Raw genomic sequence first — 12,963 nt, forward strand, 5'->3', positions numbered from 1 at the left:
ATAACTAACGAACGCCGCGTGCGCGAGAATGGGGGGATGACCACGCTCCCCCCGCCCCTAGTGATCGGCCCGCACACCGTGCAGCCCCCCGTGGTGCTCGCGCCCATGGCCGGCATCACCAATGCCCCGTTCCGTACGCTCTGCCGCGAGTTCTCGGGCGGCAAGGGGCTCTTCGTGAGCGAGATGATCACGACCCGCGCCCTGGTCGAGCGCAACGAGAAGACCATGCAGCTGATCCACTTCGACGCGACGGAAAAGCCGCGCTCGATTCAGCTGTACGGGGTGGACCCCGTCACCGTCGGCAAGGCCGTCCGCATGATCGTCGAAGAGGACCGCGCCGACCACATCGACCTCAACTTCGGCTGCCCCGTCCCCAAGGTCACCCGCAAGGGCGGCGGCTCCGCCCTCCCGTACAAGCGCCACCTGCTGCGCGCGATCCTGCGCGAGGCCGTCGCGGGCGCCGGGGACCTGCCGGTGACGATGAAGATGCGCAAGGGCATCGACGACGACCACCTGACCTACCTCGACGCCGGCCGGATCGCCGTCGAGGAGGGGGTCACCGCCATCGCCCTGCACGGCCGCACCACGGCCCAGCACTACGGCGGCACCGCCGACTGGGAGGCGATCGCCCGGCTCAAGGAGCACGTGCCGGAGATTCCGGTGCTCGGCAACGGCGACATCTGGTGCGCGGAGGACGCCCTGCGCATGGTCCGCGAGACCGGCTGCGACGGCGTGGTCGTGGGGCGCGGATGCCTGGGGCGGCCGTGGCTGTTCAACGACCTCGTCGCCGCCTTCGAGGGCCGGCCCGAGGACTTCCACAAGCCCGCGCTGCGGGAGGTCGCGCAGACGATGCTGCGGCACGCGCAGCTGCTGGGGGAGTGGATCGGCGACGAGGCGCGCGGTGTGATCGATTTCCGTAAGCACGTCGCCTGGTACCTCAAGGGTTTCGCCGTGGGTTCCGAGATGCGGGGCAAGCTCGCGGTGACCTCTTCCCTGGCCGAGCTGGACGCTCATCTGAGCGAGCTCGACCTGGATCAGCCGTGGCCCGACGGCGCGGACGGCCCGCGGGGCAGGACGTCCGGAAACAACCGGGTTGTCCTGCCGGATGGCTGGCTGAAGGATCCCTACGACTGCGCCGGTGTGAGCGAGGACGCCGAGCTGGACACGTCCGGAGGCTGAGAAATCGCCCTGCGTGCCGCGTGATATACGCCACGCATGGGAGGGGTTTCGCTCAGATGAGCGCGTAAGTCACGGGTAAGACTTTCAAAGGGTGGCACTGGGTGCCACCCTTTGTGTGTTCAAGAGTTGAACGCAAATGTATCGATGATCGCTCATCCGAGCGCGATCAGGCCTCAGGGACCCCTCCATGCTTCGGCTTCTGAAGGCTCTTCGTGCGTTTCCATTACTCAGCGGTTACTTTCGATCCACTGGCGCACGGGTGGTTACGCCCTCATGACGGCCAAGTGGACGTACCGGGAAGCCTTCGATCTGGGTATGTTCCTGGCCGTCAGGGCAGCCACCCGAGTCCTCGAGGAGTCGAGACCCGTGTCGGAAAACAAAGATCAGAAGTTCGTCTACGACTTCACCGAGGGCAACCGGGACCTCAAGGACCTTCTCGGCGGCAAGGGGGCCAACCTCGCCGAGATGACCAACCTGGGCCTTCCCGTGCCTCCCGGCTTCACCATCACCACCGAGGCCTGCAAGGTCTACCTCGAGAGCGGCACGGCCCCGGCCGAGCTCCGCGACGAGGTCAGCGCGCACCTCGCCGCCCTCGAGGCGAAGATGGGCAAGAAGCTCGGCCAGTCGGACGACCCGCTGCTGGTCTCCGTCCGTTCCGGCGCCAAGTTCTCCATGCCGGGCATGATGGACACCGTCCTCAACATCGGCCTCTCCGACGAGTCCGTCACCGGCCTCGCGACCCAGGCCGGCAACGAGCGCTTCGCGTGGGACTCGTACCGCCGCCTCATCCAGATGTTCGGCAAGACCGTCCTCGGCGTCGAGGGCGAGCTCTTCGAGGACGCCCTGGAGGAGGCCAAGACCGCCAAGAAGGTCACCGTCGACACCGACCTCGACGCCGCCGACCTCAAGAAGCTGGTCAAGGTCTTCAAGAAGATCGTCGCGAAGGAGGCCGGCCGGGAGTTCCCGCAGGACGCCCGAGAGCAGCTCGACCTCGCGGTCGAGGCGGTCTTCAACTCCTGGAACACCGACCGCGCCAAGCTCTACCGCCGCCAGGAGCGCATCCCCGGCGACCTGGGCACCGCCGTCAACATCTGTTCCATGGTCTTCGGCAACCTCGGCCCCGACTCGGGCACCGGCGTCGCCTTCACCCGCGACCCCGCCAGCGGCCACCAGGGCGTCTACGGCGACTACCTCCAGAACGCCCAGGGCGAGGACGTGGTGGCGGGCATCCGCAACACCGTCCCGCTGGCGGACCTGGAGACCATCGACAAGACCTCCTACGACCAGCTCATGACGATCATGGAGACGCTGGAGACCCACTACAAGGACCTCTGCGACATCGAGTTCACGATCGAGCGCGGCCAGCTGTGGATGCTCCAGACCCGCGTCGGCAAGCGCACCGCGGGCGCGGCCTTCCGCATCGCCACCCAGCTCGTGGACCAGGGCCTGATCGACGAGGCCGAGGCCCTCCAGCGCGTCACCGGCGCCCAGCTCGCCCAGCTGATGTTCCCGCGCTTCGACGAGAACGCGAAGACCGCGCTCCTCGGCCGCGGCATCGCCGCCTCCCCGGGCGCGGCGGTCGGCAAGGCCGTCTTCGACTCGTACACGGCCGTCAAGTGGTCCCGTTCCGGCGAGAAGGTCATCCTGATCCGCCGCGAGACCAACCCGGACGACCTCGACGGCATGATCGCCTCCGAGGGCATCCTGACCTCGCGCGGCGGCAAGACCTCGCACGCCGCCGTCGTCGCCCGCGGCATGGGCAAGACCTGCGTCTGCGGCGCCGAGGACCTCGACGTCGACACCAAGCGCCGCCGGATGACGGTCGGCGAGACGGTCATCGAAGAGGGCGACGTCGTCTCCATCGACGGCTCCACCGGCAAGGTGTACCTCGGCGAGGTACCCGTCGTACCGTCCCCGGTCGTCGAGTACTTCGAGGGCCGCATGCACGCCGGCGCCGACGACGCCGACGAGCTCGTCGCCGCCGTGCACCGGATCATGGCGTACGCGGACCGCGTCCGGCGCCTGCGGGTGCGCGCCAACGCCGACAACGCCGAGGACGCGCTGCGCGCCCGACGCTTCGGCGCCCAGGGCATCGGCCTGTGCCGCACCGAGCACATGTTCCTCGGCGAGCGCCGCGAGATGGTCGAGCGCCTGATCCTCGCGGACACCGACGGCGAGCGCGAGGCGGCACTCAATGCCCTCCTGCCGCTCCAGAAGAAGGACTTCGTCGAGCTCTTCGAGGCCATGGACGGCCTGCCCGTCACCGTCCGCCTCCTCGACCCGCCGCTCCACGAGTTCCTGCCCGACATCACCGAGCTGTCGGTGCGCGTCGCCCTCGCCGAGTCCCGCAAGGACGCCAACGAGAACGACCTGCGCCTGCTCCAGGCGGTGCACAAGCTGCACGAGCAGAACCCGATGCTGGGTCTGCGCGGCGTCCGCCTCGGTCTGGTCATCCCCGGCCTGTTCGCCATGCAGGTCCGGGCGATCGCCGAGGCCGCCGCCGAGCGCAAGAACGCCAAGGGCGACCCGCGCGCCGAGATCATGGTCCCGCTCGTGGGCACCGTCCAGGAGCTGGAGATCGTCCGCGAGGAGGCCGACGCGATCATCGCCGAGGTCGAGGCCGCCACGGGGACCAGCCTCAAGCTGTCGATCGGCACCATGATCGAGCTGCCGCGCGCCGCTCTGACCGCCGCCCAGATCGCCGAGGCCGCGCAGTTCTTCTCCTTCGGCACGAACGACCTGACCCAGACGGTGTGGGGCTTCTCCCGCGACGACGTCGAGGCCAGCTTCTTCACGGCCTACCTGGAGAAGGGCATCTTCGGGGTCTCGCCCTTCGAGACCATCGACAAGGACGGCGTCGGTGCCCTCGTGCGCCACGCGGTCGAGCAGGGCCGGGCCACCCGCCCCGACCTCAAGCTCGGCGTCTGCGGCGAGCACGGCGGCGACCCGGAGTCCGTGCACTTCTTCCACGAGGTCGGCCTCGACTACGTCTCCTGCTCGCCGTTCCGGATCCCGGTGGCGCGCCTGGAGGCCGGCCGCGCGGCCGCCGAGTCGAAGGGCTCCGACAGCCGCTGAGCCACTGCGGGCCCCTCAGGGGGCCCGTGAAGGCCCCCTGAGGGGCCCCGGGGCGCTCATGGCCCCTCCTGACTGCGCCCTCCCCCGGTTCCCTGACTGCCGGGGGAGGGCGCGACCCATTTCGCGGGGCGGTTCGCGAGACGGTCCGTGTCGCAAAATTTTCAACAATGTCATTACGGCGCCAGGCGGTGGACGGATCCCCACCCGTCCACCGCCTGCCGCCTATCCGCCAGGCACGTCGGCGCTTCCCAGTGCGACCGACCGCCAGGCCCCGCAAAGCCCCCCACGGCCTTCACGGAGCGTTTCGGTCGCACCGGAGTGTGCCTGGCGGAGTACAGGATTTCGCTTGTCACGCCTCCGCCGAAAGGGGTTTCAACTGTGGCTGAAAGGGCGTGGTGACCACGTGTGACGGGGTGCATACTCGTGGGGCGGGGGGATTGCGGTTGCACAGGTGGGGGTTCGGTGCTTCGTATCCATTTCACTGGAGTGGACCTGGCACGCGTACGGATGGCAGGGCGTCCCGATGCGTTGTGGGAAACGATTCTTAGTTTTCATCGCTTAAGAGACCGGCGTGACGCCCGGTTCTTCGGCGAATGGCGTACGGAAACCCGTAGCCGGTTGAATGGTGAAACAAGGCTGCTGGGTGCGCTCATACCGGCTCGCGGCTATTTCCCCGATTTCCTGACCCCGGCCGAGGGCCAGTACGGGTGGGACCTCGGGCTCGACACCCTGCGCGGGCTGCGCCCCGAGCGGCTGCGCCGGGAGCTGTCCCTCGTGGGCTCCGGCGCCGGGACGGGCTTCGGGGCGGCCTTCGGGACCCCGCCGCCGGCCCGGCTGCGGGAGTTCATGGACGGCGGCACCAAGTACCTGCCCCGGCTGCTGGGCGAGCTGCGCGCGTACCACCGGGCGGCCGTGGAGCCGTACTGGAGCCACATCCAGGCGCAGATCGAGGCCGAGCGGGCGGCACGCGGCCGCGCCCTCCTGGACGGGGGCGCGGACGAGCTGCTCTCCTCGCTGCCGCCGATGCTGCGCTGGCGGGCCCCGGTGCTGGAGTGCGAGTACCCGGTGGACCGGGACGTACGGCTGCGGGGACGCGGGCTGCTGCTCCAGCCGTCCTTCTTCTGCCGCCGGACGGCGGTGACCCTGCACGACCCGGAGCTGCCGCCGGTGCTGGTCTACCCGGCCGCCGCCCAGCTGGCCTCCGCGGCGACGGGCGGGGAGGCCGCCCGGCCGGCCGAGGAGCAGCGTCAGCGCACCCTGGGCAAGCTGGTGGGCCACACGCGCTCGGTGGTGCTGCGGGCCATCGGCGACGGGGCCACCACCAGCGAACTGGCCCGCCGGGCCGGGGTCTCCCTGGCCTCCGCGAGCCAGCACGCCTGCGTGATGCGCGAGGCGGGTCTGGTGACGACCCTGCGCCACGGGAACGCGGTCCTGCACACGGTGACCCCGCTGGGCGCGGCCCTGCTCAGGGGCGGCGCGGTGGTCTCCTGAAGGATCGGTTCGCCGGACGCACGCGCCACGGCCCGGCGGGAGGGGCGGTGGCCTCCTCCGCCGGGCCGGGAGCCGCCCGGGCCGGGCGTCAGACGCGGAACGGCCCGGTCACCTCGTAGGTGATGCCGCCGCTCGAGGAGCCGCTCGTACCGCGCTGGCTGCTGAAGTACAGCCGGCTGCCGTTCGGGGAGAAGGCGGGGCCGGTGATCTCCGAGGAGGACTGGCCGGTGATCCGCAGGAAGGGCGCCACCACGTCGTCCGGGGTGATCACGCAGATCTCCATGTTGCCGCCGTCCTCGGCGACGTACAGGTCGCCGTAGGACGACCCGGTGACGTTGTCGACGCCGGTCAGCGGCGCGGCTCCGCCCGGGACCAGCGAGTCGTCGTAGGCCAGCTCGTAGGTGCCGCTCGCGAGGTTGAGCTGCCAGACCCGGTTGTCGCCCTTGGTGGTGAACCAGACGGTGTCGTTCGCGTAGTGGCAGCCCTCGCCGCCGGTGAAGCGCTTGGCGCCGGAGACCTGGGTGCGGGTCGTGGTCGGGGAGCCGTCGGGGTCCGGCACGTTCTGCCAGCTGAAGGATCCGGAGGTGCCGCTTCCGGCAACCATGACCTGGAGCGTGCCGGACGAGAGGTTGCCCCACGTGGTGGGCACGAACCGGTAGAAGCAGCCGTCCGACTCGTCCTCGGTCATGTAGACCACCTTGCGCACCGGGTCGGCCGCCGCCGCCTCGTGCTTGAAGCGGCCCATCGCGGGCCGCTGTACGGCCGCGTTCACCCCGTACGGGTCGCTCTCGTAGACGTAGCCGAGGCTGACCTCCTCGCACGACAGCCAGGTGTTCCACGGGGTCTTGCCGCCCGCGCAGTTCTGCCGGGTGTTGGAGAGGATCCGGTACGCCCCGGTGACCGTGCCCGAGGAGTCGAACCTCACCGCGCTCGCGCCGCCGCCCGGGTTGATCTCCGAGTTCGACACGTAGATCCAGCCGGTCCCGTCCGCGAAACACGCCCCGCCGTCGGGGGCGTTGTGCCAGGTGTACGAGGTTCCGCTCACCCGCTGGGAGGAGCGGGCGATGACCCGGCTGGTGAAACCGGGCGGCAGCATGAGCCCGTTGGCGTCCGCCGCGCCGAGGGCGCCGTAGGGCCCGGCGCCCGGCTGGGCGGGGGCGGCGTACGCGGCCCCGTGGCTGAGGGTGCCGGCGAAGGCGGCGGCGGAGGTGCCGATCACGGCACCGCGCAGGAAGGTACGACGTTCCACGGTCACTCCTGGGGGAGGAGGGCCCGCGCCCGGTCGGGCGCGGGGTCGCATGCGTCGAGGAACCTAAGGGCGCCGCATGGACGCGGCGCCAACTCCTCATGACGCGCGAGCGACCGGCTCGGGGTCAATGCCCGTGCGGCGTCCGCTGCCCGCCGGGCCGCCCGGAAACCACCCCTCGGGGCCCTGACCTGCGGAAACGAAATTCCGAAAAAAACGTCTCCGGACGGCGATGAGTTCCGGCGGCGCCCCCCGTCTACCCCTTCGACAGCACGCCGGGCAGGGCACACCGCGCCGCACGCCCCACCAGAGAAGAGGAACCGAGATGGCTCAGATGATCTTCGTCAACCTGCCGGTGAAGGACCTGGACGCCGCGAGGGCCTTCTGGGAGAAGCTCGGCTACTCCTTCAACCCGCAGTTCAGCGACGAGACCGCGGCCTCCCTGGTGATCAGCGACACCATCTTCGCGATGCTGCTGACCGAGGCGAAGTTCAAGGAGTTCGCCACCAAGCCCGTGGCCGACGCCTCCAAGACCACCGAGGTCATGGTCGCGCTCAGCGCCGACAGCCGCGAGAAGGTCGACGAGGTCGTCGACGCCGCCCTCGCGGCCGGCGCCGTCGAACCCCGCCCCGCCATGGACCTCGGCTTCATGTACGGCCGCGCCTTCGAGGACCTGGACCACCATGTGTGGGAGTACGTCTGGATGGACCCGGCCGCCGTCGAGGGCTGACCACCCCCTACGGGGCGGAGGCGGTCCGCACCGGGTACGTCCGGACCGCCACCTCCTCGTCGTCCAGGCAGCGCCCCGACTCCAGGTCGAAGCGCTGCTTCAGCAGCGGCGACGCCACGAAGGGCCGGCCCGCCGCGGCCCCCAGCAGCCCGCGCGACAGGACCTGCGCCCCGGTGAACGGGTCCTGGTTCCCGATGGCGTACGGGCGGCCCGAGCGGTCGAGGAAGACCGCTGCCTGGCTCCCGTCGGGCAGCAGGGCCGCGACCCCCCGCCCGGGGGTGAGCACCGACAGCGGGCACACCGTCAGCCAGCCTTCGGCCACCTTCAGTTCGACGGTCATCGGGCCGGTCCTCCAATGGTCAGGACGGCCAGGTCGGGCTTGACCTGGTCGCGCTCGGGAACGAACTTCACCGTCGGGTCGGGGGCGCCGGGCGCGTTGACGAAGGACACGAACCGGCGCAGCCGGTCCGGGTCCGACAGGGTCTCGGCCCACTCGTCGCGGTAGTGCGCCACGTGGTCGGCCATCAGGGCCTCCAGCTCCGCGCACAGCCCCAGGGAGTCGTGCACCACCACGTCCCGCAGGTGGTCCAGGCCGCCCTCCAGGCGGTCCAGCCAGGTGGACGTCCGCTCCAGCCGGTCGGCGGTGCGGATGTAGAACATCAGGAACCGGTCGATGAGCCGGACCAGCTCCGCGTCCGAGAGGTCCTGGGCGAGCAGGTCCGCGTGCCGCGGGGTGGCCCCGCCGTTCCCGCCGACGTACAGGTTCCAGCCGCTCGCCGTCGCGATGACGCCGAAGTCCTTGCTCTGTGCCTCCGCGCATTCGCGGGCGCAGCCGGACACCGCCGACTTCAGCTTGTGCGGGGCGCGCAGCCCCCGGTAGCGCAGCTCCAGGTCGATGGCCATCCGTACGCTGTCCTGCACCCCGTAGCGGCACCAGGTCTGCCCCACGCAGGACTTCACCGTCCGCAGGGCCTTGCCGTACGCGTGCCCGGACTCGAAACCGGCCTCGACCAGACGGGCCCAGATCTTCGGGAGCTGGTCCACGCTCGCGCCGAACAGGTCGATGCGCTGACCACCGGTGATCTTCGTGTAGAGGCCGAAGTCGCGGGCCACCTCCCCGATCACGATCAGCTTGTCGGGGGTGATCTCGCCGCCCGGGATGCGTGGCACCACCGAGTACGAGCCGTTGCGCTGGAGGTTGGCGAGGAAGTGGTCGTTGGTGTCCTGGAGGGCGGCCTGTTCCCCGTCCAGTACGTAGCCGCTGGCGCCCAGGGTCGGGGCCAGGGAGGCGATGATCGAGCCGACGGCGGGCTTGCAGACCTCGCAGCCCTCGCCGCCGCGCGCCTCGGCCCGGCCGTGACCGTCCAGGATCTCCCGGTAGGAGACCAGCCGCCGGGTGCGGACGATCTCGTACAGCTCGGCCCGGGTGTACGGGAAGCAGCCGCACAGCCCCTTGTCGGCGGCGGCCGGCAGCAGCTGCCCGATCACCTTCAGGCAGCTGCCGCAGCCGGTGCCGGCCTTGGTGCACTTCTTCACCTCGGGCAGGGTGGCGCAGGCGGTGATGGCCTTCTTGGTGACGTTGTGGCAGGAGCAGATCACCGCCGTGTCCGGCAGCGCGGACGGGCCGAGCGCGACGGGTGCGCCGACCCCCGCGGGCAGCACCAGCTGCTCGGGGGCGACCGGCGGGACGCTGCCGGTGAGCGGGCGCAGCAGCCCGTACGAGTCGGCGTCGCCGACCAGCACACCGCCGAGCAGTATCCCGTCGGCGGAGACGACCAGCTTCTTGTAGACGCCTGAACGGGAGTCGGACCACACCACGTCCAGGCTGCCCTCGGCGGCGCCGTGCGCGTCGCCGAAGGAGGCCACGTCCACGCCGAGCAGCTTGAGCTTGGTGGAGAGGTCGGCGCCGGTGAACTCCTTCTCCCGGCCCAGGAGGTCCTCGGCGGCGGTCTCGGCCATCTCGTAGCCGGGCGCGACCAGCCCGTAGACGCGGCCGTCGACGGCCTGCGCGCACTCGCCGATGGCGTACACGTGCGGGTCGGAGGTGCGGCAGCGGGCGTCGACGGTGATGCCGCCGCGCTCGCCGACGGCCAGCCCCGCGGCGCGCGCCAGCTGGTCGCGGGGGCGGACCCCGGCCGAGAAGACCACCAGTTCGGTGTCGACCGTGGAGCCGTCCGAGAGGCTCATCCCGCGGACGGAGCCGTCCTCACCGGTCAGCACCTCCTGCGTGCCGACCCCGGTGTGCACCGTCAGGCCCATGGACTCGATGGTGCGCAGCAGGGCCGCGCCGCCGCCCTCGTCGACCTGGACGGGCATCAGGCGCGGCGCGAACTCCACGATGCGGGTGGCGAGCCCGAGGCCCTGGAGGGCGCCCGCCGCCTCCAGGCCGAGGAGCCCGCCGCCGACGACGGCTCCGCTGGAGCGGGTCTTGGCGTACTCCTCGATCGCGAGGAGGTCTTCGATGGTGCGGTACACGAAGCAGCCGGGTGCGTCCTTGCCCGGGACGGGCGGCACGAAGGGGTAGCTGCCGGTCGCGAGGACGAGGACGTCGTACGGGAAGACCTGCCCGGAGCGGGAGGTGACCGTACGGGCGCCGGTGTCGACGTGCTCGGCGGGGTCGTCGAGGCGCAGCTCGATCCCGTGCTCCTCGATGAAGCCGGCCGGGGTGAGGGAGAGGTCCTCGGGGGTACTCCCGGAGAAGTACGAGGTGAGGTGGACCCGGTCGTAGGCGGGCCGGGGCTCCTCGCAGAGCACGGTGATCCGGTGCGTCCGGGTGGCCCCGCGCTCGGCGAGGGCCTCCAGGTAGCGCTGGCCGACCATGCCGTGTCCGATGAGCACGATCGCGGGCAGGGGCTCGGGCACGGTCATCAGTGGCCTCCGTCGTCGGTGAGCAGGTGGAACGGGTCGTGCGGGGCGGTCAGGAACTCGTCGCCCTCCCAGGTCCGGGCGAGGGCGCCCACCGTGGAGAGCTCCCCGAGGAGCACCCCGCCGACGAGCCGGTCGCCGCGCAGGACGACCTTGCGGTAGGTGCGGCGGGTGGCGTCGGCGAGGCGGAGCACGTCGTCGCCGGGGAGCGGGGTGGGGTCGCCGAACGCGGCGAGGTCGAAGGGGCCGGGGCCGTCGGCGGTGGGGAGGGTGAGGCGGGTGAGGGCGCGGGTGCCGCCGTACTCGGCGTCGCCCCCCAGCAGGACCGCCGCGAGCGCGTCGGCCTGCTCCAGGGCGGGTCCCGCCAGGCCGTACACCCGGCCGTCGTGCTCGGCGCAGTCGCCGATGGCGTGGACGCGCGGGTCGCCGGTGCGCAGCCGGCCGTCGACCACGACGCCCTTGCGGACCTCCAGCCCGGCCGCCTGGGCCAGCCCGACGCGCGGACGGACCCCGCAGGCCAGGACGACGACGTCGGCGTCGAGCCGGTAGCCGTCGGCGAGCTCCACCCCGGTGACCCTGCGGGGGCCCGGGCCGGGCGTCCGGCCGGGCACCCGGTGGGCCGGCGGACGGGCGGGGCCGTCACTTCCGGAGAGCGGGGAGGAGTCGCGCCGCGGCCCCGCCGGTCCGCCCGGCGCGGGCGTCGTGATCAGGCCGCGGACCCGGCATTCCGTGTGTATCTCCACGCCGAGCGCCGTCAGGTGGTCCCGCAGCAGCGCGGAGGCGTCGGCGTCCAGCTGGCGCTCCATCAGGCGCTCCGCCTGCTGGGCGAGGACCACCTGCGCGCCCCGCGCGGCCAGCGCACGCGTCGCCGAGACGCCCAGCAGCCCGCCGCCGATCACCACCGCCCGCACGCCCGGGCCTACGGCCGCCGCGAGGGCCAGGCAGTCGTCCATGGTGCGGAACGCGTGCACCCCCTCGGGGAGTTCCCGCCCGTCCGGGGCGAACAGCCCGCGCAGCGGCGGAAGCACCGGGTTGGAGCCGGTGGCCAGCACCAGCGTGTCGTACCGCTCCCCGGAGCCGTCGTCGCAGTGCACGGTGCGGTCCGCGCGGTCGATCCGCACCGCCCGCACACCCCGGCGCAGGGCCGGGCCGGGTTCCGGGAGCGCGGTGACCTCGGGTGCGTACCGGCCGGCCAGCACCTCCGCCAGCAGGACCCGGTTGTAGGGGGCGTGGGTCTCCTCCCCGAGCACGGTCACCGCCGCACCGGAGCCCAGCCGCGCAGCGAGCCGCAGGCCCGCCAGGCCGCCGCCGATCACCACCACACGCTGTTCCGAGGTCATGGCACGAGCGTGCGGGCAGGCTGTTTCCCCGCCGCATCGCCCCTGTTACCCGGACGGAACACCGACCTCAGCGCCCCGGTCAGGGGCCCGTGAGGCGCTCCCGCCCCGGTCAGGGCGCGTGAGGGCCTCCGGGCGCACGGAGTTGCCGCCCCGGAGGCCGCCCGCCGGGGCCGGCGCCCGGGCGAAGCTCAACCTTTGCGCAAGTTTCCGGCGATCGATGGTCCTTGCATCGACCGGGTCCCTAGGGTCGGGGCCGTGCCTGACATATCGACAACCATGATCATCGTGCTGTGCGCGGCCGCCGCGGCGGCCGGCTGGATCGACGCGGTCGTCGGCGGCGGCGGCCTGCTGCTCCTGCCGGCCCTGCTGCTCGGCCTGCCGAACGCCCAGCCCGCCGCCGTCCTCGGGACCAACAAGGCGGTGGCCATCGTCGGCACCGCCGGAGCGGCCGTCACCTACGCCCGCCGGACCCCGATCGACGTGAAGCTCGCCGTCCGGATCGGGCTGGCCGCGCTCGCCGGATCCATGGGCGGGGCCGCGCTCGCGGGCGGGATCAGCAAGGACACCATGCGGCCGCTGATCATGGGGGTGCTGGTGGTCGTCGCCGCCGTGGTCATCTTCAAGCCCGGCTTCGGCGCCGCCCCCTCCGCCTCGCCCGTCTCCCGGGGCCGGGTGCTCCTCGCCATCGCCCTCGCCGGCCTGGGCATCGGCTTCTACGACGGCCTCATCGGACCGGGCACCGGCACCTTCCTGGTGCTGGCCCTGACCGCCCTGCTCCACCTCGACCTGGTCACCGCCTCCGCCACCGCCAAGATCGTCAACTGCTGCACCAACGCGGGAGCGCTCGCGATGTTCGCGTACCAGGGCATGGTGTTCTGGCAGCTGGCCGCGCTGATGGCGGTCTTCAACCTGGCCGGCGGCATGGCCGGGGCCCGGATGGCACTGAAGAAGGGCAGCGGCTTCGTCCGCGGCGTCCTGCTGACCGTGGTGGGCGCCCTCGTGGTCAAGCTCGGGCTCGAACAGTGGGGATAGCGGCT

Annotated in this window: 9 protein-coding genes; 5 read left to right on the forward strand and 4 right to left on the reverse strand. The window is 71.8% G+C overall.

All coding sequences use genetic code 11. The annotated features are described in order from the left end of the window. Positions 1 to 36: 36 nt before the first annotated feature. The 3 genes from dusB to ACFY7H_RS17885 all read left to right on the forward strand — a co-directional run bounded on the left by dusB (position 37) and on the right by ACFY7H_RS17885 (position 5,745). Entirely contained in the window at positions 37 to 1,179 is a 1,143-nt protein-coding gene (dusB, locus tag ACFY7H_RS17875; RefSeq protein ID WP_388939042.1) for a tRNA dihydrouridine synthase DusB, read from the forward strand. A 366-nt stretch (positions 1,180 to 1,545) separates the two neighbouring features. Further along, positions 1,546 to 4,254 carry a pyruvate, phosphate dikinase gene (gene ppdK, locus ACFY7H_RS17880; protein WP_388939044.1) on the forward strand — a complete coding sequence of 903 codons (2,709 nt, stop codon included), beginning with the start codon at positions 1,546 to 1,548 and terminating at the stop codon, positions 4,252 to 4,254. Positions 4,255 to 4,716: 462 nt separating this feature from the next. Further along, the gene (locus tag ACFY7H_RS17885; RefSeq protein ID WP_388939046.1) at positions 4,717 to 5,745 is read left to right on the forward strand and encodes an ArsR/SmtB family transcription factor; all 1,029 of its coding nucleotides are present in this window, start codon (positions 4,717 to 4,719) and stop codon (positions 5,743 to 5,745) included. Between the two features lie 88 nt (positions 5,746 to 5,833). Here the strand turns inward: ACFY7H_RS17885 and ACFY7H_RS17890 are convergent, their stop codons facing one another. After that, positions 5,834 to 6,994 (reverse strand): alkaline phosphatase PhoX, encoded by a 1,161-nt coding sequence (locus ACFY7H_RS17890; protein ID WP_388939048.1) that lies wholly within the window; start codon positions 6,992 to 6,994, stop codon positions 5,834 to 5,836. Between the two features lie 322 nt (positions 6,995 to 7,316). Between ACFY7H_RS17890 and ACFY7H_RS17895 the strand changes: the two genes are divergently transcribed. Next, positions 7,317 to 7,721 carry a VOC family protein gene (locus tag ACFY7H_RS17895; protein WP_388939050.1) on the forward strand — a complete coding sequence of 135 codons (405 nt, stop codon included), beginning with the start codon at positions 7,317 to 7,319 and terminating at the stop codon, positions 7,719 to 7,721. A 7-nt stretch (positions 7,722 to 7,728) separates the two neighbouring features. Here the strand turns inward: ACFY7H_RS17895 and nirD are convergent, their stop codons facing one another. From nirD to ACFY7H_RS17910, 3 genes are read right to left on the reverse strand one after another with little or no spacing between them, the layout of a single operon-like run. Continuing rightward, positions 7,729 to 8,061, reverse strand: coding sequence for a nitrite reductase small subunit NirD (gene nirD / locus ACFY7H_RS17900; protein ID WP_388939052.1), 333 nt, complete (start codon positions 8,059 to 8,061; stop codon positions 7,729 to 7,731). Further along, on the reverse strand, positions 8,058 to 10,589 hold the full coding sequence (gene nirB, locus ACFY7H_RS17905) for a nitrite reductase large subunit NirB (RefSeq protein ID WP_388939054.1): 2,532 nt from the start codon (positions 10,587 to 10,589) through the stop codon (positions 8,058 to 8,060). Before nirB ends, nirD begins: the two co-directional genes overlap by 4 nt. Further along, a complete protein-coding gene (locus ACFY7H_RS17910; RefSeq protein ID WP_388939056.1) occupies positions 10,589 to 11,926 on the reverse strand; it encodes an NAD(P)/FAD-dependent oxidoreductase in 1,338 nt (445 codons plus the stop codon). Before ACFY7H_RS17910 ends, nirB begins: the two co-directional genes overlap by 1 nt. Positions 11,927 to 12,181: 255 nt before the next feature. Between ACFY7H_RS17910 and ACFY7H_RS17915 the strand changes: the two genes are divergently transcribed. After that, positions 12,182 to 12,958 carry a sulfite exporter TauE/SafE family protein gene (locus tag ACFY7H_RS17915; protein ID WP_388939058.1) on the forward strand — a complete coding sequence of 259 codons (777 nt, stop codon included), beginning with the start codon at positions 12,182 to 12,184 and terminating at the stop codon, positions 12,956 to 12,958. Positions 12,959 to 12,963: the final 5 nt, after the last annotated feature.

The organism is Streptomyces sp. NPDC012794 (genome assembly GCF_042901085.1).
In the GTDB taxonomy this organism is placed as follows: Bacteria; Actinomycetota; Actinomycetes; order Streptomycetales; family Streptomycetaceae; genus Streptomyces.

Bases quoted from the DNA above. Each gene is read 5' to 3' on its own strand.
- dusB (WP_388939042.1), top strand. From the start codon at position 37: ATGACCACGCTCCCCCCGCCCCTAGTGATCGGCCCGCACACCGTGCAG.
- ACFY7H_RS17895 (WP_388939050.1), top strand. From the start codon at position 7,317: ATGGCTCAGATGATCTTCGTCAACCTGCCGGTGAAGGACCTGGACGCC.
- nirD (WP_388939052.1), bottom strand. From the start codon at position 8,061: ATGACCGTCGAACTGAAGGTGGCCGAAGGCTGGCTGACGGTGTGCCCG.
- nirB (WP_388939054.1), bottom strand. From the start codon at position 10,589: ATGACCGTGCCCGAGCCCCTGCCCGCGATCGTGCTCATCGGACACGGC.
- ACFY7H_RS17910 (WP_388939056.1), bottom strand. From the start codon at position 11,926: ATGACCTCGGAACAGCGTGTGGTGGTGATCGGCGGCGGCCTGGCGGGC.